Source organism: Rhizobium sp. No.120 (assembly GCF_054558365.1).
Window position 1 is genome coordinate 408,722 of record NZ_BAAJNQ010000003.1, and the last position, 25,836, is coordinate 434,557.

Annotated in this window: 21 protein-coding genes; 4 read left to right on the top strand and 17 right to left on the bottom strand. The window is 59.2% G+C overall.

The features are described from left to right. Window positions 1–144 precede the first annotated feature (144 nt). Together ACYJRZ_RS12745 and ACYJRZ_RS12750 are read left to right on the top strand one after the other, a co-directional pair. Complete coding sequence (locus ACYJRZ_RS12745) at window positions 145–1,188, top strand: glycoside hydrolase family 25 protein (RefSeq protein WP_459459250.1); 1,044 nt, start codon at window positions 145–147, stop codon at window positions 1,186–1,188. Between the two features lie 194 nt (window positions 1,189–1,382). Then, complete coding sequence (locus tag ACYJRZ_RS12750; RefSeq protein ID WP_459459251.1) at window positions 1,383–2,654, top strand: L,D-transpeptidase family protein; 1,272 nt, start codon at window positions 1,383–1,385, stop codon at window positions 2,652–2,654. Window positions 2,655–2,714: 60 nt separating this feature from the next. On the opposite strand, the gene dnaE is transcribed toward ACYJRZ_RS12750, so the two are convergent. Continuing rightward, entirely contained in the window at window positions 2,715–6,209 is a 3,495-nt protein-coding gene (dnaE, locus tag ACYJRZ_RS12755) for a DNA polymerase III subunit alpha (protein WP_459459252.1), read from the bottom strand. A gap of 353 nt (window positions 6,210–6,562) precedes the next feature. On the opposite strand from dnaE, the gene ACYJRZ_RS12760 reads away from it, so the two are divergent. Then, window positions 6,563–7,153 (top strand): hypothetical protein, encoded by a 591-nt coding sequence (locus ACYJRZ_RS12760; protein WP_459459253.1) that lies wholly within the window; start codon window positions 6,563–6,565, stop codon window positions 7,151–7,153. A 78-nt stretch (window positions 7,154–7,231) separates the two neighbouring features. Further along, complete coding sequence (locus tag ACYJRZ_RS12765; RefSeq protein ID WP_459459254.1) at window positions 7,232–7,699, top strand: DUF5680 domain-containing protein; 468 nt, start codon at window positions 7,232–7,234, stop codon at window positions 7,697–7,699. A 7-nt stretch (window positions 7,700–7,706) separates the two neighbouring features. On the opposite strand, the gene ACYJRZ_RS12770 is transcribed toward ACYJRZ_RS12765, so the two are convergent. The 16 genes from ACYJRZ_RS12770 to ACYJRZ_RS12845 form a co-directional block, all read right to left on the bottom strand. After that, a complete protein-coding gene (locus ACYJRZ_RS12770) occupies window positions 7,707–8,390 on the bottom strand; it encodes an ABC transporter ATP-binding protein (RefSeq protein ID WP_459459255.1) in 684 nt (227 codons plus the stop codon). A gap of 14 nt (window positions 8,391–8,404) precedes the next feature. Beyond that, entirely contained in the window at window positions 8,405–9,715 is a 1,311-nt protein-coding gene (locus ACYJRZ_RS12775; protein WP_459459256.1) for a lipoprotein-releasing ABC transporter permease subunit, read from the bottom strand. A 26-nt stretch (window positions 9,716–9,741) separates the two neighbouring features. Beyond that, window positions 9,742–11,064 (bottom strand): proline--tRNA ligase, encoded by a 1,323-nt coding sequence (proS, locus tag ACYJRZ_RS12780; protein ID WP_459459257.1) that lies wholly within the window; start codon window positions 11,062–11,064, stop codon window positions 9,742–9,744. 725 nt (window positions 11,065–11,789) lie between these two features. Beyond that, on the bottom strand, window positions 11,790–12,065 hold the full coding sequence (locus ACYJRZ_RS12785) for a DUF1467 family protein (RefSeq protein WP_459459258.1): 276 nt from the start codon (window positions 12,063–12,065) through the stop codon (window positions 11,790–11,792). 149 nt (window positions 12,066–12,214) lie between these two features. Further along, window positions 12,215–12,619, bottom strand: coding sequence for a methylmalonyl-CoA epimerase (gene mce, locus ACYJRZ_RS12790; RefSeq protein ID WP_459459259.1), 405 nt, complete (start codon window positions 12,617–12,619; stop codon window positions 12,215–12,217). Window positions 12,620–12,649: 30 nt separating this feature from the next. Further along, window positions 12,650–14,323, bottom strand: a complete 1,674-nt coding sequence (locus tag ACYJRZ_RS12795; protein WP_459459260.1) for a ribonuclease J — start codon at window positions 14,321–14,323, stop codon at window positions 12,650–12,652. A 14-nt stretch (window positions 14,324–14,337) separates the two neighbouring features. Next, window positions 14,338–15,102, bottom strand: coding sequence for a biotin--[acetyl-CoA-carboxylase] ligase (locus tag ACYJRZ_RS12800; protein ID WP_459459261.1), 765 nt, complete (start codon window positions 15,100–15,102; stop codon window positions 14,338–14,340). Then, a complete protein-coding gene (gene nuoN, locus ACYJRZ_RS12805) occupies window positions 15,102–16,544 on the bottom strand; it encodes an NADH-quinone oxidoreductase subunit NuoN (protein WP_459459262.1) in 1,443 nt (480 codons plus the stop codon). The genes ACYJRZ_RS12800 and nuoN overlap by 1 nt, the downstream gene beginning before the upstream one ends. An 18-nt stretch (window positions 16,545–16,562) precedes the next feature. Continuing rightward, a complete protein-coding gene (locus ACYJRZ_RS12810) occupies window positions 16,563–18,074 on the bottom strand; it encodes an NADH-quinone oxidoreductase subunit M (protein WP_459459263.1) in 1,512 nt (503 codons plus the stop codon). After that, complete coding sequence (gene nuoL, locus ACYJRZ_RS12815) at window positions 18,074–20,068, bottom strand: NADH-quinone oxidoreductase subunit L (RefSeq protein ID WP_459459264.1); 1,995 nt, start codon at window positions 20,066–20,068, stop codon at window positions 18,074–18,076. The genes ACYJRZ_RS12810 and nuoL overlap by 1 nt, the downstream gene beginning before the upstream one ends. A gap of 7 nt (window positions 20,069–20,075) precedes the next feature. After that, window positions 20,076–20,384: an NADH-quinone oxidoreductase subunit NuoK gene (nuoK, locus tag ACYJRZ_RS12820; RefSeq protein ID WP_007689961.1), complete on the bottom strand. Its 309-nt coding sequence runs from the start codon at window positions 20,382–20,384 to the stop codon at window positions 20,076–20,078. A gap of 31 nt (window positions 20,385–20,415) precedes the next feature. Next, the gene (locus ACYJRZ_RS12825) at window positions 20,416–21,030 is read right to left on the bottom strand and encodes an NADH-quinone oxidoreductase subunit J (RefSeq protein WP_069614970.1); all 615 of its coding nucleotides are present in this window, start codon (window positions 21,028–21,030) and stop codon (window positions 20,416–20,418) included. Between the two features lie 149 nt (window positions 21,031–21,179). Further along, entirely contained in the window at window positions 21,180–21,671 is a 492-nt protein-coding gene (gene nuoI, locus ACYJRZ_RS12830) for an NADH-quinone oxidoreductase subunit NuoI (RefSeq protein ID WP_069614971.1), read from the bottom strand. A gap of 40 nt (window positions 21,672–21,711) precedes the next feature. Continuing rightward, complete coding sequence (nuoH, locus tag ACYJRZ_RS12835) at window positions 21,712–22,755, bottom strand: NADH-quinone oxidoreductase subunit NuoH (RefSeq protein WP_047627053.1); 1,044 nt, start codon at window positions 22,753–22,755, stop codon at window positions 21,712–21,714. 12 nt (window positions 22,756–22,767) lie between these two features. Further along, window positions 22,768–24,849, bottom strand: coding sequence for an NADH-quinone oxidoreductase subunit NuoG (nuoG, locus tag ACYJRZ_RS12840; protein WP_459459265.1), 2,082 nt, complete (start codon window positions 24,847–24,849; stop codon window positions 22,768–22,770). Window positions 24,850–25,090: 241 nt separating this feature from the next. Continuing rightward, window positions 25,091–25,834 (bottom strand): 5' DNA nuclease, encoded by a 744-nt coding sequence (locus ACYJRZ_RS12845; protein ID WP_459459266.1) that lies wholly within the window; start codon window positions 25,832–25,834, stop codon window positions 25,091–25,093. Window positions 25,835–25,836: the final 2 nt, after the last annotated feature.

Below are 25,836 nucleotides of genomic sequence, written 5' to 3' on the forward strand. Positions count from 1 at the left end.
GCAAATAATGCATTACGCGCGCGATTCTTTCGCGGGAGAAAGCTCGGATTCAAACTTTTTTGGTAAATTTCCATTAGGACTTGGATTCTGTAACTTTCCGGCGGCGTGAACTCGTCGCCTCTCGTGTTTTGCGTACGGGTTCCTATGCGTCTATCGGCTGTATCGACCATTTTTCTCGCTTGCCTGACAATTTCAGGCTGCGCCGCCCGAGGTGAGCGCGAAGCCGCGCAAGCCGCCCCGCCTTCAAATGAAGTGACAAGTTCCATCACGAAAACCAGCAGGCCGGTGCCATCCGTCGAAATCGGCGAAACCGTTTCGCGCGTCGAGCGGCAGCAGGCACTTGCGGTTGCGATGCCGACAAATCTCCGGCCTGAGGGGCTTATGCCCTCCGACCAGAGCAACGACGGTGACGCACCGGTCCCGCTGCAACGGCCACTCGCGATGCTCTCGCCATCGAATCCGGTGCCCCGCGCCCTGCGGCAGCAGCCGATGCAGATCTACAGCCATCGCTTCCGGGATGCCAAGCCGATCAACTTCGGTACATCAACCTCGCCCCGGAAGCTCGCTGTCCATGGCGTCGACGTCTCGCGCTGGCAGGGCGAAATCGACTGGGATACGCTGCGCACCCAGGGTGCGAACTTCGTTTACATCAAGGCAACGGACGGCGGCGATCATCTCGATCCCATGTTCAAGAAGAACTGGCGGGCCGCCCAGCAGGCCGGCCTGAAGCATGGCGCCTATCATTTCTTCTACTGGTGCCGAACTGCCGGAGAGCAGGCCGACTGGTTCATCCGCAACGTGCCGAAGGAAGCCGGAGCCCTTCCGCCAGTCATCGACGTCGAATGGAACGGCGAGTCGAGCTGCAAGCGGCGTCCTTCGCGCGAGCAGGTTCTCGCCAAGATGCAGGTCTTCATGGACAAGCTGGAAAAGCATTATGGGCAGCGTCCGATCGTCTATACCGCACCGGATTTCTATCGCGACAATCTGAGCGGCGAACTGCTCAACTATCCCTTCTGGCTACGCGCCGTGGCTCAACATCCGTCCAAGGTCTATCCGGGCCGCAAATGGCTGTTCTGGCAATATTCCGGCTCCGGCGTATCCCATGGCGTCGAAGGCAGGATCGACCTCAACGCCTTCCACGGCAGCGAGCAGGACTGGCACAACTGGGTGGCCTCCAACGTCCACTGATCGCTGATAAGCTTGAGATTTCAACCATCGCCGAGGCAGGGTTTAAACGCTCCGCTTCGGCGATGCCGTATCGGGCCTGCGTTCTGCGATCTCCCGCTTTCATACACACGGAAAGGCATGAGTTTTCGGCAAGTCTTCCTTAAACTTCGAAGTCTAACCTTCGGCACAACGAGTATTGCGTTTTGGTTGTGTCTATGAAGCCATTTTTGTTGCTGGGGCTCGCGCTGTTGTCAGCCACCGCCCTTTCTCATCCGGTCTTTGCTGCGTCGGATGCTCGCACCCTGCAGATCGTGGTGTCAAAGGACAGGCAGTCGCTTGCGGTCTATGACGGCGATAAGATGATCGCTACTTCGAAGGTTTCCACCGGCAAGCGCGGGCATACGACGCCGAGCGGCATCTTCTCCATTCTGGAAAAGAAGGTCTATCACGAGTCCAACCTCTATTCGGCCTCGCCCATGCCCTTCATGCAGAGGCTGACTTGGTCAGGGATCGCGCTGCACGAATCCAATTCCGTCCCGAATTATCCGGCATCCCATGGCTGCGTGCGCATGCCGAAGGCCTTTGCCAAGATGCTTTATCAAATGACCGAGCGCGGCGTGCATGTCGTTATCGCCGATCAACCGCTGGTGCCACAGCCATTCGAAAACGCGATGCTGTTCCAACCGCTGCCAGCTCCACCGCCGGCACTGTTTTCCGGCATCGAACTTCGTCCGATGACCGCGAGCTTCCTGCCGCAGGCACAATCGCTGCAGGTCGCGACGAACGACGTAACCTCGATCAAAATACCGAAGGCGCAGGAGACTCTGGCGCCCCCGGCCGATCCCGCGCCGCTCAGCATCCTCATCACCCGGCGTGGTCTGCGCGAAAACGTACGCGACCTGCAGGGGATCCTGAACGGAATGGGCTTCATCACCGGAACGCCTGACGGCATGCTCGGACCGGCAACGGTGCAGGCAATCGAGGACTTTAAGAAGGCACATGATATCAAAATAACGGGCGGCCTCGTCAGTCCCGCGCTGATGAAGGCAGTCTATGCCGCCGCCGGCAGGGGCGAACCGCCGAACGGCGCGATCATGGTCCGGCAGAACTTCAAGCCGCTGCTCGAAGGCCCCGCCATTATCGCCGAGCCGCAAGAAGCGCTCGGTGTGCATTTCTTCACCGCCAACGCGATCGACCGGATCAGCGGAAAGGCCGACTGGTTTGGCATGACGCTGGAGGAAGATCTGAGCAAGCAGGCGAAAAAGCGCTATGGCATCACCAGCGAGGAACAATCGCAATCGTTCGACGCAGCCGGGCAGGCGCTCAATCGCATCACCATTCCCGACGATATCCGTCACCGCATCGAGGATTTGCTGACAGCCGGATCGTCGCTGACGATTTCCGATACCGGCATCGGACCGGAAACCGGCAACGAAACCGATTTCATCACTATCACCAACAACGGCGCGCTGGGTAAGAAGGGCTAGAGCCTTTTGTTTTACGCAATTCCGGACGGCAAACCGCTATACACTTTTCCTGGAATTGCTTCAGACCAGCTCCACGTCGATCACGCCCGGTGCCGTGCGCAGAGCAGCAGCGATTTCGGGCGTGATGCGATATTTCTCCGGTAGTGCCACCTCGACCTCGCGCAAGCCCTCTTCCTTGATGACAATGAAGGACACAAGGCCGTCGCCTTTGGTGTTCAGATGCGCAGCAACGGCTTTTAATGGGCCGGAATCGCGGACATAGACGCGCAGCGCCTTCTGCATCTGCAACGACTTCTCCTCCAGCGACTGCGCCGTCTGCAGGCGCAGGCTGATGCCTTCGGGGCGCTCGTCCGCCTGGGCCGTAATGACAAAGGATTTGCCGACTTCGAGAACGTCGCGATACTGGTTGAGCGTTTCCGAAAACAGCACGGCTTCGAACTGGCCCGAAGCATCGGAAAAGACGAAGATGCCCATCTTGTTGCCGGTGCGGGTCTTGCGCTCCTGCTTGGAGATGACCGTGCCGGCGAGACGCCCGTTGCTGGCGCCTTGCTTCACCGCGGCGGAAAAATCGGCGAAAGGCTGCACCCGCATCTTCTCGAGCACGCTCTTATAAGTATCGAGCGGATGTGCCGTCAGATAGAAGCCAAGCACCTGGAATTCGCGCAACAGACGCTCTGAGGCGAGCCAGGGCGTGTAGGGTGGGAACACGATCTTTTCCGGCCCGGAGGCGGCACTTCCGAACATATCATGCTGGCCGCTGCGTTTGTTTTCCTGCGCCACCTGGGCGTAGCCTATAACGCGGTCCAGGCCGGCGATCAGCTGCGCGCGATCGATCTCGAAGCAGTCGAAGGCGCCCGCGCAGATCAGGCTCTCCAGAACGCGGCGGTTGATCTGCTTGGGATCGATGCGCAGGCAGAAATCCTCGATGCCGGCGAAGGGCTTGTCGCCACGCACCTCGACGATGTGGTCGACCGCGGATTCACCGACACCCTTGATGGCGGCCAGAGCATAATAGATGCTGTTATCACCCGTCTCGAAATGGCGGAACGAGGTCTGCACGGAGGGCGCGATGACCTCGATGCCCAGTCGCTTGGCATCCTGACGAAAGTCGTTAACCTTCTCGGTATTGGCCATGTCGAGCGTCATCGACGCTGCGAGGAATTCTACCGGATAGTGTGCCTTCATATAGGCAGTCTGGTAGGAGACGATGGCGTAGGCGGCGGCGTGCGATTTGTTGAAGCCGTAGTTGGCGAATTTCGCGAGCAGATCGAAAATGACATCGGCCTGCCCCTTCGAAACGCCGTTCTTGATGGCGCCGTCGACAAAACGCTCGCGCTGCTTGTCCATTTCCTCCTTGATCTTCTTACCCATAGCACGGCGCAGGAGATCGGCTTCGCCGAGGGAATAGCCCGAGAGTACCTGGGCAACCTGCATCACCTGTTCCTGATAGACGATAACGCCCTGGGTTTCCTTCAGGAGATAATCGATCTTCGGATGGATCGATTCGATCTCTTCCTCGCCGTGCTTGCGGGCATTATAAACGGGGATGTTCTCCATCGGGCCGGGACGATAAAGCGCCACGAGCGCGATGATGTCCTCGATGCAGTCCGGACGCATGCCGATCAGCGCCTTGCGCATGCCCGCACTTTCCACCTGGAACACGCCGACGGTCTCGCCGCGCGAGAGCATGTCATAGGTCTTCTTGTCATCGAGCGGGATGCTGGCGAGATCGATCGATATGCCGCGCTTGGCAACGAAATCGACCGCCGTCTTCAGGACAGTCAGCGTCTTCAGGCCGAGGAAGTCGAATTTCACCAGGCCGGCCTGCTCCACCCATTTCATGTTGAATTGGGTGACGGGCATGTCCGAGCGCGGGTCGCGATACATCGGCACGAGCTTCGACAGCGGACGGTCGCCGATGACGATACCGGCGGCATGGGTCGAGGCGTGGCGATAGAGACCTTCGATCTTCTGCGCGATATCGAGAAGACGGGCGACGACCGGCTCCTTGTCCGCCTCCTCCTGCAGGCGCGGCTCCTCCTCGATCGCCTTGCTCAGCGGTGTCGGATTAGCGGGATTGTTCGGCACCAGCTTGCAGATCTTATCCACCTGGCCATAGGGCATTTCGAGCACGCGGCCGACATCGCGCAAGGCTGCGCGTGCCTGCAGCGAACCGAAGGTGATGATCTGCGCTACCTGCTCGCGGCCATACTTGGCCTGCACGTAACGGATCACTTCTTCGCGCCGGTCCTGGCAGAAGTCGATATCGAAGTCCGGCATCGAGACGCGTTCCGGATTGAGGAAGCGCTCGAACAGCAGCGAGAAGCGCAGTGGATCGACGTCGGTGATGGTAAGAGCATAGGCGACCAGCGAGCCCGCACCGGAACCGCGGCCCGGGCCGACGGGGATATCGTGGCGCTTGGCCCATTTGATGAAGTCGGCAACGATCAGGAAGTAGCCGGGAAACTTCATGCGCTCGATGACGCTCAGTTCGAACTCCAGCCGCTCGCGATAATCCTTTTCCGTATAGCCCGGCGCCATTCCAAGCGATGCGATGCGCTGCTCCAGCCCCTCGACCGCCTGAGCGCGCAGCTCGGCCGCCTCGGCGCGCCCAGCCTCTTCAGGATCGTCAGTCGCCCCGGTGAAGCGCGGGAGGATCGGCGAGCGTGTTTTCAACACGAATGAGCAGCGACGGGCGATCTCGACCGTGTTATCAAGCGCTTCCGGCAAGTTGGCGAAAAGCTTCGCCATGTCTGCGCGGCTCTTCAGATAGTGGTCCGGCGTCAAGCGGAACCGGGTATCGTCCGAGACGATGGCATTGTGGGCCACCGCCATCAAAGCATCATGCGCATCATAATCGTCCCGCGTCGGGAAAAAGGCTTCGTTGGTGGCGACGAGCGGGATCTCGTGCTCGTAAGCCAGCTTGATCATCTTCTGCTCGTGACGACGATCATAGGTGCCATGGCGCTGCAATTCGACATAAAGCCTGTCGCCGAACAGCTGCTTCAGCCTCAACAACCGGGAGAGCGCTTGCGTGGAATGCCCTTCTTTCAAAGCCATATCGACGGGGCCGGTGAGCGAACCGGTGAGCGCAATCATTCCTTCCGTGCCGATCTCGTCCAGCCATGAGGCTGCGATGTGAACGGCGCTACTACCCTCGCCGCCGAGATAGGCGCGGCTGACGAGATCGACGAGGCGCTCATATCCCCGCTCGGTCGCGGCGAGCAGCACAATGGAGGGCAGCTTCGCCAGAGCCTGCTGCGGCCCGCGCTTCTCGCCCTCGCCGCCATCCTCCATATCGATCGATAGCTGACAGCCGATGATCGGCTGCAGTCCCTCATCCATCGCCTTCTGCGAGAACTCCAGGGCAACGAACAGATTGTTAGTGTCGGTGATCGCAATGGCCGGCTGGCTGTCCCCGGCAGCCTTGGCCAATATCTTCTTGAGCGGCAATGCGCCCTCTAGCAGAGAATAGGCGGAATGAACCCTGAGGTGCACGAATTCCGGCATTTCGCCGACCGGCACCACCGCGCCGCTGCCACCTGCATCCGCCATTTCATACCCTTCCGCACGCCTGAATGAATCAGCGGCATTTTCGGCAGTGCGGACCGTAAAGTCCAGAAGTTGCCCCCATCAAATATGGGAACAGCATGTGCAAACAGGGGACAAACTTACATCGCCATCATGATGAGAGAAAAGCTGGCGACGAACATGACGATGGAAGTGAATGCTGCAAGGTCTCGAATAATGTCGGTCATTTAGGCGCTCCTTACTCGTTATGTTTCTTTTTTGTTCCATTTTTGTTCGAGAGTCAATAGACACATCAAGAAATTTCATCAGACGGTTTTCAGCCTCCGATGGACGCCGGCACAACCGGACGTTATGCAAAGGCAAACAGGGAAATCACGATGAAATCACTTGCCTGCACTCTCATTCTTCTTTGGACTGCAACTGCGGCTCACGCCGAGGATACAATTACGTCCGGCCGCATCGTCGACGCCGCAATCGGCGACTGGAACAAGGACGGCAAGCCGGACCTTGCCATTCTGGTCGCGCCCCCAGCGGACAAGCCGGCTGAAACTTCCATCAGCATCTACATCTATCTTCGCGACAACGAGCATTCTCTGTTGCAGTTGACCGCAAGCGGTCCGGACAAGATCTGGGGCAGAGCCGGCCCTGACATTTACGGCCAGGAACCCTCCATCGCCGCGCTGCCGAACGGCTCGATTGCAATCACCTCGCAGAACGATTCCGTCGGCCGCGACCGCTGGCATCAAACCCTGACGCTTGCCTATCGCAACAATGGTTTCGTGGTTGCCGGCTACACCTACGATGCCCGCGATACGCTCGAACCGGATAACAGCCAGAGCTGCGATTACAACGTGCTGACCGGCAAGGTGACGAAAGGCGGCAAGACGCTGAAGGCCGATTCCAAGACTATCAGCATCCAGGATTGGCAGGATGATATCGGGGAGAAGGCCTGCGGAGTCGGTCAATAGCGCCAATGTTACCCTTTTGTTCTTTACAATTTCATGGATCAATGGCGCTGTGTCGGCACACCAGAATTGGAGAGGGCCGTGCCGGATCTTGCCGAGCTGAACGATTTTATTGTCGCCGCCAAAGCCGAGACCTATGTCGGCGATGGCGAGCGGCTACCATCCTGCCGAAACGGCTCGCATGAAATCGGTTATGCGAGCGGCCGCTGGCGCTATCTGGACAGTTACTTCGGTGGCACGGATTTCGCTGGACAGGAGCTCGTCTGGCATGATGACCAGCCTGTATGGGCCATGAACTATTTCGGCCATATCGTTGAACCCGATCTGATCGACGGAACGCGAGCCGGCATGGTCATCAAGGCGGCACTTCTGCGCCTCTATCAGGATGAAAAACGCTTTCTCGGCGGATTCGAATTCGAACATGTCTATGGCCGCTATATCGACCGAAGCACCGGGGCGTGCGATCACTTCACCGGACATGAGGCTATCATGGTGAAGGACCGCAAGGCCTATGAACTGGATTACCGCGGCGGCCTGATCGTCCCATAACAGGCGCTCAGACCTCGACCACTTTGCCTTCGCTCAGGGTAACACGGCGATCCATGCGAGCTGCAAGCTCGTGATTGTGGGTAGCGATCAATGCGGCGAGGCCCGACTGACGCACGAGTGCCTCGAGCGCATCGAAGACGTAATGTGCAGTCGCCGGGTCGAGATTGCCCGTGGGCTCGTCGGCCAGCAGCACCAGCGGCGCATTGGCGACGGCACGGGCGATCGCGACGCGCTGCTGCTCGCCGCCGGAGAGCTCGGCGGGGCGATGATCAGCGCGATGGCCGATGCGCATGTAGTCGAGAAGCTGGGCAGCCCGCTCGCTCGCATCCTTACGCGAAAGCCCGGAAATAAGCTGCGGCATCATGATGTTCTCAAGCGCCGAGAATTCCGGAAGCAGGTGATGAAACTGATAGACGAAGCCGATTTCGCTGCGGCGCACGGCCGTACGTTTATCGTCGGACAATCCCTCGCAGGCCTGACCGTTGACGAGCACCTCGCCGCCATCCGGATGCTCCAGCAGCCCAGCCACATGCAGCAGCGTCGACTTGCCGGTTCCTGACGGCGCTACGAGCGCGACGATCTCGCCGCTGTGCAGGGTGAAATCCGCCCTCTTTAAGATCGACAGCCGCGTCTCGCCCTGCCCGTAATGACGCTCCACGCCAGAGAGCTGGAGAACGACGTTGCGTTTCATCAAATGGAATATCCTTATTCGTAGCGCAGCGCTTGCACCGGATCGAGCCGCGAGGCCCGCCAGGCCGGAAAGATGGTGGCAAGGAAGGAGAGAGTAAGCGCCATCACGATAACGGAGACGGTCTCGCCGAGATTCATCTGGGCCGGCAATTTGCTGAGGAAATAGACCTCCGGATTGAAGATCACGGTGCCGGAAATCCAGGAGAAGAACTGGCGGATGGACTCGATGTTGAGGCAAACAAGGACGCCGAGTATGACGCCGGCAAACGTTCCGACGACGCCGATTGCCGCTCCCGTCATGAAGAAGATGCGCATGATCGCGCCTGATGTCGCGCCCATGGTGCGCAGGATGGCTATATCGCTGCCCTTATCCTTCACAAGCATGATAAGGCCGGAAATGATGTTCAGCGCAGCGACGAGAACGATCAGCGTCAGGATCATGAACATCGTGTTGCGCTCGACCTGCAGGGCCGAGAAGAAAGTGGCGTTGACCTGCCGCCAGTCCGTCAGGAAAATCTGCCGTCCCGCCGCCTCTTCGATCTTGGGCCGCAATTGATCGACGTCATCTGGATTGGTGATGAAGAGCTCTATCTTCTCGACAATACCCTCGGCATTGAAGAAGACCTGAGCCTCCTCCAGTGGCATGAAGACAACGGAGGAATCATATTCCGACATACCGACCTCGAAGATACCGGAGATCGTATAGGCTTTGACGCGCGGATTGACACCAAAAGGCGTCACATCGCCATCCGGTGCTGTAAGGGTGATCTGATCGCCGACCGTCAGGCCTAATTGCCGGGCCAGCCGGCTTCCAACGAGCACACCCTGTCCCGAAGCGAAACCGACCATATCGCCGGAGACAACGTGATCGGAGACCGATTTGAGCTTGGTTAGATCTTCCGAACGGATGCCGCGCACCAGTGCGCCGGTGCCCGAACCGCCGCGGCCGGAGGCCAGCGTTTCGCCCTCGACGAGCGGCAGGGCCATGGTGACGCCGGGAACGGCTGAAAACTTCTTTGCCAGATCGGCATAGTCGTTCAGCGGCGAATCGATCGGCTGAACGACGACATGACCGTTGAAGCCGAGAATCTGCTTGAAGAGCTCGGCACGGAAACCGTTCATGACGGCCATGACGATGATCAGCGCGGCTACGCCAAGCATGATGCCGACCAGTGAGAAGCCGGCAATCACCGAAATCGAGGCTTCCTTGCGCCGAGAGCGCAGGTAGCGCCAGGCAACGAGCCGTTCGAAACCGGAGAACGGGCGAGACGATGGGCCGGCCTTGAACGAATTTTCCTGCTGTTCCACTGCCGCGCTCACCGCCATTCGCCTTTCATCCTTTGTATCGTCAATCAGCCTGCCAGCCGATTGATCGCTGCTTCAACCGTCATCGTCTCGCGAGCGCCGGTCTTGCGGTCCTTCACTTCCACTTCACCGTTCGCGATCGAACGCGGGCCAACGATAATCTGCACGGGCACACCGATCAGGTCGGCCGTTGCGAACTTCGTTCCGGCGCGATCGTCGCGATCGTCGTACAGCACGTCCTTGCCGGCCTTCGAGAGAGCCGCGTAGACCGTTTCGCAGGCGTCGTCGCAGGCCTGATCACCGGCCTTCATGTTGATCAGCACGACATCGAACGGCGCGACCGATTCCGGCCAGATGATTCCGTTCTCGTCATGCGATGCTTCGATGATGGCGGGAACAAGGCGTGTCGGGCCGATACCGTAAGATCCCATGTGGACAGCATGTTCCTTGCCATCCGGACCCTGCACCTTCGCACCCATCGGCTCGGAATATTTGGTGCCGAAATAGAAGATGTGACCGACCTCGATGCCGCGCGCAGACAGACGATCACCTTCCGGAATGGCGTTGAAGGCGGCTTCGTCATGCATTTCCGAGGTGGCGGCATAGACGGAGGTCCACTTGTCAAAAATCCCCTTCAGGCCGGCGACATCATCAAAATCAGTATCCTCGCCGGGAATGTCGAAATTGACGAAATCCTTGTGGCAGAAGACTTCCGACTCGCCGGTATCGGCGAGAATGATGAATTCGTGACTGAGATTGCCGCCGATGGGACCGGTATCGGCGCGCATCGGGATTGCTCTCAGGCCGAGACGACTGAAGGTACGCAGATAGGCGGCGAACATCTTGTTATAAGAATGTACCGCGCCCTCCTGCGTCAGATCGAAGGAATAGGCATCCTTCATCATGAATTCGCGCGAGCGCATCGTGCCAAAACGCGGACGAATTTCGTCTCGGAACTTCAGCTGGATATGATAGAGGTTCAGCGGCAAGTCTTTGTAAGACTTGATGTAGGACCGGAAGATATCGGTGATCATTTCCTCATTGGTCGGACCATAGAGCATCGGCCGATCCTGTCGGTCCTTGATGCGCAGCATTTCCTTGCCGTAAGCGTCGTAACGGCCGCTTTCCTGCCAGAGCTCAGCCGACTGCAGCGTCGGCATCGACAGCTCGATGGCGCCGGAGCGGTTCTGCTCCTCGCGGATGATCTTGTTGACCTTGTCCAGTACGCGCTTGCCTAGCGGCAGCCACGAATAGATACCCTGCGACTGCTGCCGGATCATGCCGGTGCGCAGCATGAGCCGATGGGAAACAATTTCAGCCTCTTTAGGATTTTCCTTCAGAATGGGCATGAAGTAACGAGACAGACGCATGACGCTTGTTCCAGATGGTTTGACGTTCCGCTCACGGCGGAATCGTTAGCAAATTATGTACTGGAGGCAGTTCATAACTGCTTCGGCGAAGGAAGGAAACCCGCATTCTTCAACAGAGGATTTTGGCAAAAGCCTGCAAATCCAGGGGAAAGCACCTATTTCGGTCGTTTCGAAAAAGCGCACATTTATAAGGATTTACGGCGAAAATCCGTCAACAGAAAAATTCTGCGCGAGTGTAGCAAAAAAGCAAAAAAAAGGATGACAAAGCTCAATGTTTGAGCTAATTTCAGCTCACAAAAGAGGCAGGAAGGCTAAATTCTTGTCGTTTCGCGGTCAAGTCTTGGGAGGATCAGATCTTAGGCGCGCTCGTTCGCTGCCCCGGTAACGGATAAGGATCACGCGATACTTTAAAACAAGGCTTATAGCCTTGTTTTTTTTTGCTTTCTCAAGTCGCTCTACTGTAAATCGATCCGCTTGTCGCAAAGCTTATTTCAGCTTTTCAGCAAAGCATCTCAAGCATTGTCAGAAATTTGATGCGCCATGCACGTGACAGGCGTGTGACGAATTGATGGCGATTGCGAGGCGCGAGCAAATCCGAAAAAAGTCCGTCGCGGTTATCCATCGCGTCTTCCCACAGACAAAAGGCATCAAGCGTCTTCGCTATTCGGAAGAAAGCGGGAAGGTTCAGCTGACTGACCCGCGTTTTCACCCCGTCCTTTGCTAGATCAATTATAGTTCGGAACGAACCGCGGAATGGAATCTATGTTCAGTCCAAGGTAATGCGACGCAACATACCAGGTGCCATACAGGAGAGCCGACACAAGCGTCGTAATGAGGACCACTCGCCAGGCCCGGAATTTCGTCGGCGCACTTTCGACCGTACCTAGAACCACATGCTCATCTTCGGCCTGGGTGCGTAGACCGAACGGCAGGACGGCAAAAAGCGTAATCCACCATACAACGAAATAAACGGCGATACTGGCGATGATCTGCTGTGCCATTATGCTCCCTTCGAAACGAGCCTGCTCGTCTCCTCCTCATCCAAACTGCTTATAGGGGCAAAGCAGTCGCCTTTCAAAGCGCCAATGAGCGCACCTAAAGCAGATTCAGATTTTAGGCCGGTTCCGTCAGAAATCATCCAGCTCTGATGTCACACCTGCTCAAGCTCGATGAGCGTGCCGAAGAAATCCTTTGGATGCAGGAAGAGTACAGGCTTGCCATGGGCGCCGATCTTCGGTTCGCCGTTGCCAAGCACGCGCGCGCCCCTGGCGGCCAGCTGATCGCGTGCCACGAGGATATCCGTGACTTCGTAACAGATATGGTGCATGCCGCCATCCGGATTCTTGGCAAGGAAGGAGGCGATGGGCGAAGCTTCGCCCAGGGGCTCGAGTAGCTCGACCTTACTATTCGGCAGCTCAACGAAAACCACAGTTACGCCGTGTTCCGGAAGTGCCTGCGGCTGAGAGACGGTAGCACCGAGTGTTTCACGATAGGCCTTGGAAGCCGCGGCGATGTCCGGCACGGCTATCGCAATGTGATTGATACGTCCCAGCACGGCACTCTCCTCGCCGATCGGCTGTTGGACTCAGCCGCCGGTGCGCGTGACGAATACGGTCACGACCGGCTTCTTGCCCCAGCCCTGGTTAGCGGCGGCACGCACCGCGCGGCGTACAGCCTCCTGCAGCATGTCCAGATCCTTGCGGCGCGCCCGTGGAATGCTCTCGATGGCACTGACAATGGCGTCGAAGAGCGTGTCCTCCATCTCCTCACCTTCATCATCATAAGCCGGCAGACCGATCGGGACGACATCGGGATCGCCGACGATATCATAGCGTGCATCGAGAACTACGTTCACAGCAACATGGCCGACATAGGAGAGTTTCTTGCGCTCGCCGATGCCCATCTCATCGAAATCGCCGATCAGTATGCCGTCCTTGAAGATGCGCCCATGCGGCGCCTCTCCGATCACTTCGACGGGACCGGGCGCAAGGCGCACGACATCGCCGTTACGGACGCGCGGCACGGTGGCGATACCGCTCTGTTCGGCCAGTTCCTTATGCGCGGTCAGATGTGTCGCCTCGCCATGAACGGGGATAACAACCTTCGGACGCGTCCACTCGTACATCTTCTGCAGCTCGTTGCGCCGGGGATGGCCGGAGACGTGCACGAGCGCTTCGGCATCCGTCACCACATGCACGCCCTGCTCGATCAGGCCGTTCTTGATGTCCTGAATCGCCTTCTCATTGCCGGGAATGGCGCGCGAGGAAAAGACGACGATATCGCCCGCAGCCAATGCGACGTTGCGCATCTCGTCCCGGGAGAGTTTGGCAAGAGCTGCGCGGGGCTCGCCCTGGCTGCCGGTGAGGATCACCACGACCTTGTCGCGCGGGATATAGCCATATTCGTCTTCAGCGATGAAGGGCTTGATGCCTTCCATAAGGCCAATATCCCGGGCCACATCGACGACACGCTTAAGCGAGCTGCCGAGCAGCAAGATCTCGCGGCCCGCTGCCTCGGCGGCTTCGGCGATAGTGCGGATACGGCCGACATTCGAGGAGAAGGTGGTGATCGCCACCCTGCCCTCGGCATCCTCGATAATCTTGCGCAGGCTTTCGGAAACATCCTTCTCCGAAGGCGAAACGCCATCACGCAGCGCATTGGTGGAATCGCACATCAGCGCCAGCACACCCTCGTCGCCGAGCTGACGGAAGCGGGTTTCGTCGGTCAGCGGACCAAGCGACGGCTCGTGATCGATCTTCCAGTCACCCGTATGGACGACATTACCGAGCGGTGTGCGGATCATCAGCGACATCGGCTCGGGGATCGAATGGTTGACGGCCACGCCTTCGATCTCGAAGGGACCAACGTTGATGCGGTCGCCTGCCCTGAACAGCGTAACCGGGATCTCGCCCATCGACTTCTCATAGTCGCGCTTGGCTTCGAGAAGGCCGGCAGTGAAGGCGGAGGCGTAGATCGGAACGTTCAGGCCCGGCCAGAGATCGTTCAGCGCGCCGTAGTGATCCTCATGGGCATGGGTGATGATGATGCCCTTGAGGTTCTTGCGCTCCTTGGCGAGGAAACGGATATCCGGCAAGACGAGATCGACGCCAGGGAGATCCGGCCCCGGGAAGGTGACGCCGCAATCGACCATGATCCACTGGCGTTGGTCCGCCGGGCCATAACCATAGAGCGCGAGATTCATGCCGATTTCGCCGACGCCGCCGAGGGGCAGAAACACAAATTCGTCTTGCTTCGCCATGTGATCCCCAACCATTATCTAAAGAAAACGTCGCCCGCCGCGATCGGCGTGATCCTGCCGTCCTCGGTTTCGAGCATCAACAAGCCATTATCATCGATTCCCGAGAAATGGCCCAAAATCGAGCGATCGGGCAAGTTGACAGTGATCTTTTCCCCGACGCCGCATGCGAACTCTCGCCAGCGCGCCGTGATCTCGCGAACACCCTTGCCACGGTTCCAAACGTTGAGCGCCTCGGCCATATCGGCGTAAAGATGGGCAAACAGCTCGTCCGACGACACCATCGAGCCCTGCTGCCTGAGGCAGGTGACCGGATACATCGGATTGTCAGGCATGACGGCAATGTTGATGCCAATGCCGATGACCAGCGCATAACGCCCATCCGGCAAAGCCTCGCCTTCGATCAGAATGCCACAGGTCTTCTTGCGACCGATCAGGATATCGTTCGGCCATTTGATCTCGACCGGCTCAGCCCCCAGTGGCAGTACTCCACGTACCGCCTGATGCACGGCAACCGCGACCGCAAGCGGCAGCGAGCCGAGGCGGTCCATCGGAGCGGGATCGATCAGAAGGAGAGATGCGTAGAGATTACCGGCCTCCGACACCCAAGGACGACCACGGCGGCCGCGTCCACCCGTCTGTCGCTCGGCGGTCACCCAAAGGTTCCCGGGGTCACCCGCACGTGCACGCTCGAGGCACACGCTATTCGTAGACGAGGTTTCCTGAAGGGCATCATGCCGGAAGTCGGCGAGCGACTTCCGGCTATTCATGTCAGACGCCATCAAAACAGCGTCGCAGCGGCCAGATCGGCCGCACCGCCGATTGCGCCGCCGAAGAAGACGTAGGCAATGACGAACAGGCCGGAGAGACCGAAGACGAGGCGCAGCGAACCGGCGGTCCGTGCGAATTCGTCCTTGGCTTCATCGAACCACATCACCTTGATGACGCGCAGATAGTAGTAGGCACCGACAACCGAAGCCAGAACGCCGATAATGGCGAGCGCATAGAGATGCGCCTGGATGGCTGCAACGAAGACGAAGTACTTCCCGAAGAAGCCGGCGAGCGGCGGAATGCCGGCGAGCGAGAACATCAGCGCCGTCAGGACGACCGCCATGAAAGGATTGGTCGTCGAAAGGCCGGCGAGATCGTCGATGTTTTCGACCTGACGGCCATCCTTCCGGCGCATCGCCATGATGATGGCAAAGGAGCCGAGCGTCATGACCATGTAGATGACCATGTAGAGCATGACGCCGGATACGCCGGTCTTGGTGCCGGCAGCGAGGCCGACAAGCGCATAGCCCATGTGACCGATCGACGAATAGGCCATCAGTCGCTTGAAATTGCGCTGACCGATCGCTGCGAAGGAGCCGAGCACCATCGAAGCGATCGATATGAAGACGATGATCTGCTGCCAATCGGCCAAGACAGGATGGAAAGCCGTGACCACGATGCGGGTCAGGATAGCCATAGCGGCAACCTTGGGTGCCGCCGCGAAGAAGGCGGTGACCGGGGTCGGCGCACCTTCATAGACGTCCGGCGTCCACATGTGGAACGGCACGGCGGAGATCTTGAAGGCGAGGCCCGCCAGCACGAAGACCAGACCGAAGACAAGGCCGAGCGAACGGGTCTCGGCGCTGAGTGCGGTCGCGATCGCATCGAATGTCGTGTGGCCGGTGAAGCCGTAGACCAGCGACATGCCATAGAGCAGCATGCCGGAGGACAGCGCGCCGAGCACGAAATATTTCAGGCCGGCTTCGGTCGACTTGATGCTGTCGCGGTTGATGGCGGCCACGACGTAGAGCGCCAGCGACTGCAGCTCCAGCGACAGATAGAGAGAGATCAGGTCATGCGCCGAGATCATCAGCAAAATGCCGAGGGTCGCGAGCACGAGCAGAACCGGGAACTCAAAGCGATCGAGCTGCTGCTCTTTCGCCTGCCCCATGCTGAGGAACATGGCGACGATCGAGCCGACCAGCGCGACGATCTTCATGAAGCGGGAGAAGCCGTCGGCGAGATACGCGCCGCCGTAGGCCAGCCCCTCGCCCGGCACGAAGATGATCCAGAGGCCGGCCACCGCGAGAAGCGCGATGGCAAGACCCGTGACCGTGGGACCCGACCGCTCGCCCGAGAAGACGCCGATCATGAGCAACACAAGCGCACCGACCGCGAGGATGAGCTCCGGAATGGAAAGATGCAAGCTTGCAAGAATTGTGTCAGCAGTCATGTCGAATAGGTCCCGTCATCAATTCATCGACAGCGCAACATTCTGCGCAGCGTGCAGGGCAGCGGTATAATTGTTCACCAGCAGATCCACCGAAGCCGCCGTGGCATCGAAGATCGGAGCCGGGTAGACACCGAAGAGGATCGTGAGCGCGATCAGCGGATAGAGGATGAGCTGTTCACGCGGCGACAGATCCAAAAGCTTCTTCAGGTTTTCCTTCTCCAGCGCGCCGAAAATGACGCGGCGGTAGAGCCAGAGCGCATAGGCGGCCGACAGGATGACGCCGGTCGCGGCGAAGAGCGCAACCCAGGTGTTGGCACGGAAGACGCCGATCAGGGTCAGGAATTCGCCGATGAAACCAGAGGTGCCGGGCAGGCCGACATTGGCCATGGTGAAGACCATCATGGCGACGGCATATTTCGGCATGTTATTGACCAGGCCGCCATAGGCCGCGATTTCGCGGGTATGGGTACGGTCATAGATCACGCCGACGCAGAGGAAGAGTGCGCCCGAGACGATGCCGTGCGACAGCATCTGGAAGATCGCACCCTGGACGCCCTGCTGGTTGGCCGCGAAGATACCCATCGTCACGTAACCCATGTGGGCGACCGACGAATAGGCGATCAGCTTCTTGATGTCGTCCTGCATCATCGCCACCAGCGAGGTGTAGATGATGGCGATGACCGAGAGCGCGAAGACGAGCGGAGCGAAATATTCCGAGGCGTTCGGGAACATGCCGAGCGAGAAGCGGATGAGGCCGTAGCCGCCGAGCTTCAGAAGAACGCCAGCCAGGATGACCGAGCCTGCCGTCGGCGCCTGAACGTGCGCGTCCGGAAGCCAGGTATGGACCGGCCACATCGGCATCTTCACCGCAAAGGAGGCGAAGAAGGCGAGCCATAGCCAGGTCTGCAGCTGCGGCGGGAACTTGTAAGCGAGCAGCGTCGGGATGTCGGTCGTACCGGCCTGCCAGTACATCGCCATAATGGCGAGCAGCATCAGAACCGAGCCGAGCAGCGTGTAGAGGAAGAACTTGTAGCTGGCATAGACGCGGTCCTTGCCGCCCCAGACACCGATGATCAGGAACATCGGGATGAGGCCGGCTTCGAAGAAGACGTAGAACAGCACGATGTCAAGCGACACGAACACGCCGATCATCATCGTCTCAAGGACGAGGAAGGCGATCATGTAGTCCTTCAGGCGCTTTTCGACCGAGAGCCAGCTTGCGAGCACGCAGAAGGGCATCAGGAAAGTGGACAGGATGACGAAGAGCATGGAGATGCCGTCGACACCCAGATGATAGCTGATGCCGCTGTTCAGCCACTCATGCTTCTCGACGAGCTGGAAGCCCGGATTGGCATTATCGAACCAGATCCAGACGAACAGCGACACGATGAAGGTGACGATGGTCGTCGCCAGCGAAATGTTCAGGACGTTCCGGCGACCATTGGCGCCGTTCTCCTGCGTGAACAGCAGAAGGAGAACGCCCACCAGCGGCAGGAAGGTGACCGTTGAAAGAATGGGCCAATCGGTCATCAGAGGGAACTCCCGAGCATCATCCAGGTAACGAGGGCTGCGATACCGAGCAGCATCGCGAAGGCATAGTGATAGAGATAGCCGGTCTGCAGGCGCACGACGCGGTTGGTGACATCGACGACGCGGGCCGCAATGCCGTTCGGGCCGATGGTGTCGATGACCCCGATATCGCCCTTCTTCCAGAGGAAGCGGCCAAGCGCCTTGGCCGAGCGGACGAAGAGGAAGTCATAGAGTTCGTCGAAGTACCACTTGTTCAGCAGGAACTGGTAGAGCACCTGCTGCTTTTCGGCGAGGCGACGCGGTGTTTCCGGCGACTTGATATAGAAGTACCAGGCGGTGACGAGACCGAGGAGCATGGCGATGAAGGGGCTGAGTTCAACCCAGACCGGCGCATGTTCCATTTCCTCGAGGATCTTGTTGTCCGGGAGCGTGAACAACGCATGCTTCCAGAATTCCTCGTAGGCGTGACCGACGAAATCGGCGTTGAAATACATGCCGGCGGCGACGGCGCCGATCGCCAGCAGGTAAAGCGGGATCAGCATGACGTTCGGCGATTCATGCACGTGGTGCATGACCTCGTGCGAAGCGCGTGGCTTGCCGAAGAAGGTCATGAAGATCAGGCGCCAGGAGTAGAAGCTGGTGAACATCGCAGCAATAACCAGCAGCGTGAAGGCGAAGCCGGCGGCTGCGTTGTGCGAGGCGAAGGCCGCCAAAATGATCGCATCCTTGGAGAGGAAGCCGGCAAAGCCGATATGGGTCAGCGGAATGCCGACGCCGGTGATTGCCAGCGTGCCGACAATCATCATCCAGAAGGTCTTCTGGATATGGGGGCGAAGGCCGCCCATATGACGCATGTCCTGCTCGCCGTCGACGGCGTGGATGACCGAGCCGGCGCAGAGGAAAAGCAGAGCCTTGAAGAAGGCGTGCGTAAAAAGATGGAAGATGGCTGCGCCGTAAGCGCCGACGCCGAGGGCGACGAACATGTAGCCGAGCTGCGAACAGGTCGAATAAGCGATGACGCGCTTGATGTCGTTCTGCACGAGGCCGACGGTCGCGGCGAAAAAGGCCGTGATCGCGCCGATGATAGTGACGAAGGTCAGCGCATCCTGCGACAGTTCGAAGATCGGCGACATGCGGGCGACAAGGAAGACGCCGGCGGTAACCATGGTTGCGGCATGGATGAGCGCGGAAACAGGCGTCGGGCCTTCCATGGCGTCCGGCAGCCAGGTATGCAGCAGGAACTGCGCCGATTTGCCCATCGCGCCCATGAACAGCAGCAGGCAGACGGCCGTCAGCGCGTGGCCGCGATCGAGATGCATGCCGAGGAAGTTGAGCACGATATCGGTCGGCTGGCCGCCCTGACCGGAAGCGAAGCTCTGGGCATTGCCGAAGATGACATCGAAATTGATCGATCCGAAGAGGACGAAGACGCCTGCGATACCGAGAACGAAGCCGAAGTCGCCAACGCGGTTGACTATGAAGGCCTTCATCGCGGCGGCCGAGGCCGACGGCTTCTTGAACCAAAAGCCGATCAGCAGATAGGAGGCGAGACCGACGCCTTCCCAGCCAAAGAACATCTGGGCGAGGTTGTCGGAGGTCACCAGCATCAGCATGGCAAAGGTGAAGAGCGAGAGATAGGCAAAGAAGCGCGGACGATGCGGATCGTGATGCATGTATCCGATCGAATAGACGTGAACGAGGGTCGAAACCGAGTTCACGACGATCAGCATCACCGAGGTCAGCGTGTCGACGCGCAGCGCCCAAGAAACGTCGATGCCGCCGGATTGGATCCAGCGCAGGACTTCAACCTTGATCGGGCCATCCGTATGGCCGAGCGCCACCGTGAAGAAGACGATCCATGAAAGGACGGCCGCGATGATCATCAGGCCGGTGGTAACATATTCCGAAGCCTTGGCGCCGATCGCGCGGCCGAAAAGGCCGGCGATGATCGCGCCAATCAGGGGAAGAAAGACGATAGCCTTATATAAGAACATAGCTTTATCAGCCCTTCATCACGTTGACGTCTTCGACGGCGATGGAGCCCCGGTTACGGTAGAAGACGACGAGAATTGCCAGACCGATCGCAGCTTCAGCCGCGGCGACGGTCAAAATGAATAGAGCGAAAACCTGGCCGACGATGTCGTTGAGGAACGACGAGAAGGCGACCATGTTGATGTTGACGGCAAGCAAAATAAGCTCGACCGACATCAGGATGATGATGACGTTCTTGCGGTTCAGAAAGATACCGAAGACGCCGAGCACGAAGAGGATGGCGCTGACTGTGAGGTAGTGGGAAAGTCCGATGACCATGTTCTTGTTCCTTTGATCCTCGTGCCTCGCCTCAGACGCCCTGCCCCGGCTTGACCTTGACCACCTCGACGGCGGTCGCAGGCGTGCGGGCGACCTGTTGGGAAATGTTCTGGCGCTTGATGTGTGTGCGATGCTTCAGCGTCAGCACGATTGCGCCGATCATCGCGACCAGCAGAACGAGGCCAGCGATCTCGAAGAAATAAACGTAATTGGTATAGAGCACGTCGCCGAGGGCGGCGGTGTTCGTCCGCTGCGTCAGAGCCGGGATCGGCATCGCGACGGTCTTGGCAACGGTCGGCGAGATGACGCTGCCGCCGATGACGACGATCAGCTCGGCCGCCAGGATAACGCCGATCAGCGCGCCGATCGGTGCATATTCCAGAATGCCGGCCCTGAGCTCGGAGAAGTCGATGTCGAGCATCATGACGACGAAAAGGAAGAGAACCGCCACTGCGCCGACATAAACGACCAGCAGGATCATTGCCAAGAACTCAGCCCCCATCAAGAGGAAGAGGCCGGCCGCGTTGAAGAAAACCAGGATGAGGAACAGGACCGAATGGACCGGATTCCGCGCCGAGATGACCATGAACGCCGACGCCACAGCGACAAAGGCGAAGATATAGAAAAAAAGAGCCTGCAGACCCATGTTGGTGCCTTTTTCGTCTTCCCCCGGGCAGCCGGGAGTTTCCCTGCCCGATGGAGCTCGGCCGGACGATAGGTCCGACAAAACTCCGGTCTAGATTCAACCGCGACGGCGACAATCGGCCGCCCGTCGCGGCATATTCAGAATTCCGCTCAGCGGTATGGCGAATCGATCGCGATGTTGCGCGCGATTTCGCGTTCCCAGCGGTCGCCATTGTCCAAAAGCCGCGCCTTGTCGAAGTAGAGTTCTTCGCGGGTCTCAGTGGCGAATTCGAAGTTCGGCCCTTCGACGATGGCGTCGACCGGGCAAGCTTCCTGGCAGAAGCCGCAATAGATGCACTTCACCATATCGATGTCGTAACGCACCGTGCGGCGGGTGCCGTCGTTGCGGCGCGGCCCGGCCTCGATGGTGATGGCCTGGGCAGGACAGATGGCTTCGCAGAGCTTGCAGGCGATGCAACGCTCTTCGCCGTTCGGATAACGGCGCAGCGCGTGTTCGCCGCGGAAGCGCGGGCTGACCGGCCCCTTTTCGAAGGGGTAGTTGATCGTTGCCTTCTGCTTGAAGAAGTAACGCATCGACAAAAAGAATGCGCCGACAAATTCCTTGAGGAACAGCGAGCTGACGGCGTTGGAAATTCCGGCCATCTTCAACCTCCAAATCTGCTTGAAGCGAGGATCGACATCATCATGCCCATCCCGTCAGCTTCAGCACGAATGCAACGATAACGACCATGGCGAGCGACAGCGGCAGGAAAACCTTCCAGCCGAGGCGCATGAGTTGGTCATAGCGGTAGCGCGGCACGAAGGCCTTCACCATCGCGAACATGAAGAACACAAAGCACGACTTCAGCAGGAACCAGATGATGCCCGGAACCCAGTTCAGGATCCAGATATCGACCGGAGGCAGCCAGCCGCCGAGGAAGAGTATCGTCGTCAGCGAGCACATCAGGACGACGGCGGCATATTCGCCGAGCATGAACATCATGTAGGGCGAAGAGCCATATTCGACCATGAAGCCGGCAACCAGCTCCGATTCCGCTTCCGGAAGGTCGAAGGGCGGACGGTTCGTTTCAGCGAGCGCCGAAATGAAGAACACGATGAACATCGGGAACAGCGACAGCCAGTGCCAGTCGAGGAACGAGGCCGGCAAGCCGAGCTTGGTGCCGAGGCCGGTCTGCTGCGACAACACGATATCCGTCAAGTTGAGCGAACCGACGCAGAGCAGAACGGTGACGATGACGAGACCGATCGAGACTTCGTAGGACACCATCTGCGCCGCCGAACGGAGCGCGCCGAGGAACGGATACTTCGAGTTCGAAGCCCAGCCGCCCATGATGATGCCGTAAACTTCGAGCGACGAGATCGCCAGAATGTAGAGGATGCCGACGTTGATATCGGCGACGACCCAGTTCTGCGCGACAGGCACGACGGCCCAGGTCGACAGCGCCAGCACCACGGAAACCAGCGGCGCCAGCAGGAACACAGTCTTGTTGGCGCCAGCCGGGATGATCGGCTCCTTGAACATGAACTTCAGCAAGTCGGCAAAGGACTGGAACAGGCCGAAAGGACCGACGACGTTCGGGCCGCGGCGCAGCTGGACAGCGGCCCAGATCTTACGGTCGGCAAGCAGAATGTACGCGATGAAGATCAGCAGGCAGACCAGGAGCAGCAAGGACTGGCCGATCATGATCAGCGCCGGCCAGAGATAGGTCGAAACGAATGAATCCATAGTCCTCTGCCCTTACTCTGCCGCAACGCGGAAATTGTTGCGGGCCAATGCCGAGCATTCGGCCATGACAGCCGACGCGCGCGTTATCGGGTTCGTCAAATAGAAGTCTTTGATCGGCGAAGCAAATGCCGATTTGCCCATCGCGCCGGCTTTTTTCGCAAGTGCGGCAATTTGGGCGCTATCGCCTTCGGCAATCTCGTCGATCTCGGCGAAATGCGGGAAGGCTGCATAGAGCTTGGCGCGCAATTCCCTCAGCGAATCAAAGGGAAGCTTCTTGCCGAGCACGTCGGAAAGGGCACGGATGATCGCCCAGTCCTCGCGGGCGTCGCCCGGAGCGAAACCGGCGCGGTTGCCCATCTGGACGCGGCCTTCGGTGTTGACCCAGGTGCCCGACTTTTCGGTATAGGCAGCCGCCGGAAGGATGACATCGGCGTTTTGAGCGCCGTTATCGCCATGCGAGCCGATATAGACCGTGAACTTCGCGGCCTTGCGGCTGAAGTCGAGTTCATCGGCGCCCAGCAGGAAGAGCACGTCCATAGACGATAACATGGTAGCGGCATTGACGCCCTTTGAGCCCGGCACAAAGCCGAGATCAAGGCCGCCGACGCGCGCAGCTGCCGTGTGCAGCACGGCAAAACCGTTCCAGTCTTCCTTGACAACGCCGACGGTGGCAGCGAGCTTGGCAGCATTTGCCAGCACTTCGGCACCGTCTTCGCGGGTGAGAGCGCCCTGGCCGATAATGATCATGGGCTTCTGAGCATTCTTCAAGACATCAGCGAAGCTGTGTGAGCCGCTGACGAGATCGCCCAGCGTATCCGGGCCAGCGCCGAGATAATCATAAGCGTAGCGAAGATCTGCAGCCTCGCCGATCACGCCGATCGGGAACTTGCCGCGGCGCCAACGCTTGCGGATGCGCGAATTCAGCACCGCAGCCTCGAAGCGAGGATTGGCGCCAACGATCAGCAGCGCGTCGGCGGCTTCGATGCCTTGGATGCTCGGGTTGAAGAGGTAGCTTGCGCGGCCGAGCGACGGATCAAGCGCCGTCCCGTCCTGGCGACAGTCGAGATTCTCCGATCCCAGCGACTTCAGCAGCTCGCCGAGGGCATACATTTCCTCGACCGAAGCGAGATCGCCGGCGATCGCGCCGATCTTGTCACCGCTGGTGGCGGAAACGGCCGACTTGATAGCGGCGAAAGCGTCGCTCCAGGTCGCCGGCTGCAGGCGGCCGTCCTTGCGGACATAGGGCTTGTCGAGGCGCTGCGTCTTCAGGCCGTCCCAGATGAAACGGGTCTTGTCGGAGATCCACTCTTCGTTGATCTGCTCGTTGACGCGGGGCAGAACGCGCATGACTTCGCGGCCGCGGGTATCGACGCGGATTGCCGAGCCGAGAGCGTCCATGACGTCGATCGATTCGGTCTTGTTCAGTTCCCACGGACGAGCCGTGAAAGCGAATGGCTTCGAGGTCAGCGCACCGACCGGGCAAAGGTCAACGACGTTGCCTTGCAGCTCGGAGGTCATCGCCTGCTCGAGATAGGTGGTGATTTCAGCATCTTCACCGCGGCCGATAAGGCCGAGTTCGGAAATGCCGGCAACTTCCGTCGTGAAGCGGACGCAGCGCGTGCAGTGAATGCAGCGGTTCATCACGGTCTTGACGAGCGGGCCGATATATTTGTCTTCGACAGCGCGCTTGTCTTCCTGATAGCGCGAGCTGTCGATACCGAAGGCCATGGCCTGGTCCTGCAGATCGCATTCGCCGCCCTGGTCGCAGATCGGGCAATCCAGCGGGTGGTTGATCAGCAGGAATTCCATCACACCTTCTCGGGCCTTCTTGACCATCGGCGTGTTGGTGAAGACTTCCGGAAGCTCGCCGTTCGGGCCGCCGCGAATATCGCGCACGCCCATGGCGCAGGAAGCCTGCGGCTTCGGCGGGCCGCCCTTCACCTCGACGAGGCACATGCGGCAATTGCCGGCCACCGACAGTCGTTCATGGAAGCAGAAGCGCGGGACTTCGGCACCGGCTTCCTCGCACGCCTGAATAAGCGTGTAGTGATCCGGAACTTCGATCTCTTTACCGTCAATCTTCAGTTTAGCCATCGTCCACTCAGTCCTATGTCACGTCTCCAGCCCAACCTGGCCGCAGACAATTTCATGATCGCAAACCGGGTTGCCATCGGAGCGGCTCAAACGCCTGATAGCACCGGTTTGCTCACAATAAGCTTTGCCGAATCTTGTCCCCGCAAGACCAGCTTTGCGACCGAACCATTGCGGACATCCCCGCTATGATCTCACCCGCGTTCATTCACCCTCCCCGGCGGCGACCCAGCCGAGGAAAAATTCAGCTCCGGCCTTTCGGCAGAAGCGCCTTCGCCTGGCCAACCCAGTCGTCGCGCCGGATGCGGCCGTCGAAGCCAAGCTCCGTGTCGATCCGCTCGATATCGACGTCGCTCCAGGCGGCGATATCGGCAAAGCGCTTGATACCGCGTCCGTTCAGCACCTGCTCCAGCTTCGGCCCGACGCCGGAAATCCGCTTCAGATCATCAGCCTTCACTGCTGCCTTGCGGCCGCGCGCAGGGGCCGGCTTGGCTGCAACTGGTGCAGCGATTTCAGCCTTCGCCATCTTCTTTGCAGGTGCAGCGACCGCCTTGTGCGCGACAACCGCGGGCTTCGGCTCGGCTTTCTTCACGGCAGCCGCCTTCTGCTTCGCAGCAGCCGGCTTTGGTGCAACAGGCTTGACTACAGCCTCTACCTTTACAGGTTTTGCATCCCCTGCCCCATTACTCCCGGGAGGCAGCTTTGCAGCAGCGTCACCCTGATGCTTTTCGTCTTCCAGGGCTTCGGCCAATTTGGTTGTCGCTTCAACAGCACCTTGGAAAGCGCCAAGAAATGCGCCGGCCAGTTGCGAGGTAAAGCCGAAACCGATTGCGGTCGCAGCGGCAATAGCCGCAGCTGGATGGGCCATCAGCGGATGGATCGGCATGACCGGCGCGTTCCCAAACATATCGGCAGCAGCGCGGCCAAGATCGGCCGATGCATTACCGGCCGCTCCGCTCTCCTGCCTGATATCGTTGGTTTTCGCCATCT

Coding starts and splice junctions, on each gene's coding strand:
- ACYJRZ_RS12745 (WP_459459250.1), top strand. CDS start 145: ATGCGTCTATCGGCTGTATCGACCATTTTTCTCGCTTGCCTGACAATT.
- ACYJRZ_RS12750 (WP_459459251.1), top strand. CDS start 1,383: ATGAAGCCATTTTTGTTGCTGGGGCTCGCGCTGTTGTCAGCCACCGCC.
- dnaE (WP_459459252.1), bottom strand. CDS start 6,209: ATGGCGGATGCAGGTGGCAGCGGCGCGGTGGTGCCGGTCGGCGAAATG.
- ACYJRZ_RS12760 (WP_459459253.1), top strand. CDS start 6,563: ATGAAATCACTTGCCTGCACTCTCATTCTTCTTTGGACTGCAACTGCG.
- ACYJRZ_RS12770 (WP_459459255.1), bottom strand. CDS start 8,390: ATGAAACGCAACGTCGTTCTCCAGCTCTCTGGCGTGGAGCGTCATTAC.
- ACYJRZ_RS12775 (WP_459459256.1), bottom strand. CDS start 9,715: ATGGCGGTGAGCGCGGCAGTGGAACAGCAGGAAAATTCGTTCAAGGCC.
- proS (WP_459459257.1), bottom strand. CDS start 11,064: ATGCGTCTGTCTCGTTACTTCATGCCCATTCTGAAGGAAAATCCTAAA.
- ACYJRZ_RS12785 (WP_459459258.1), bottom strand. CDS start 12,065: ATGGCACAGCAGATCATCGCCAGTATCGCCGTTTATTTCGTTGTATGG.
- ACYJRZ_RS12795 (WP_459459260.1), bottom strand. CDS start 14,323: ATGGCGAAGCAAGACGAATTTGTGTTTCTGCCCCTCGGCGGCGTCGGC.
- ACYJRZ_RS12800 (WP_459459261.1), bottom strand. CDS start 15,102: ATGGCGTCTGACATGAATAGCCGGAAGTCGCTCGCCGACTTCCGGCAT.
- nuoN (WP_459459262.1), bottom strand. CDS start 16,544: ATGACTGCTGACACAATTCTTGCAAGCTTGCATCTTTCCATTCCGGAG.
- ACYJRZ_RS12810 (WP_459459263.1), bottom strand. CDS start 18,074: ATGACCGATTGGCCCATTCTTTCAACGGTCACCTTCCTGCCGCTGGTG.
- nuoL (WP_459459264.1), bottom strand. CDS start 20,068: ATGTTCTTATATAAGGCTATCGTCTTTCTTCCCCTGATTGGCGCGATC.
- nuoK (WP_007689961.1), bottom strand. CDS start 20,384: ATGGTCATCGGACTTTCCCACTACCTCACAGTCAGCGCCATCCTCTTC.
- ACYJRZ_RS12825 (WP_069614970.1), bottom strand. CDS start 21,030: ATGGGTCTGCAGGCTCTTTTTTTCTATATCTTCGCCTTTGTCGCTGTG.
- nuoI (WP_069614971.1), bottom strand. CDS start 21,671: ATGGCCGGAATTTCCAACGCCGTCAGCTCGCTGTTCCTCAAGGAATTT.
- nuoH (WP_047627053.1), bottom strand. CDS start 22,755: ATGGATTCATTCGTTTCGACCTATCTCTGGCCGGCGCTGATCATGATC.
- nuoG (WP_459459265.1), bottom strand. CDS start 24,849: ATGGCTAAACTGAAGATTGACGGTAAAGAGATCGAAGTTCCGGATCAC.
- ACYJRZ_RS12845 (WP_459459266.1), bottom strand. CDS start 25,834: ATGGCGAAAACCAACGATATCAGGCAGGAGAGCGGAGCGGCCGGTAAT.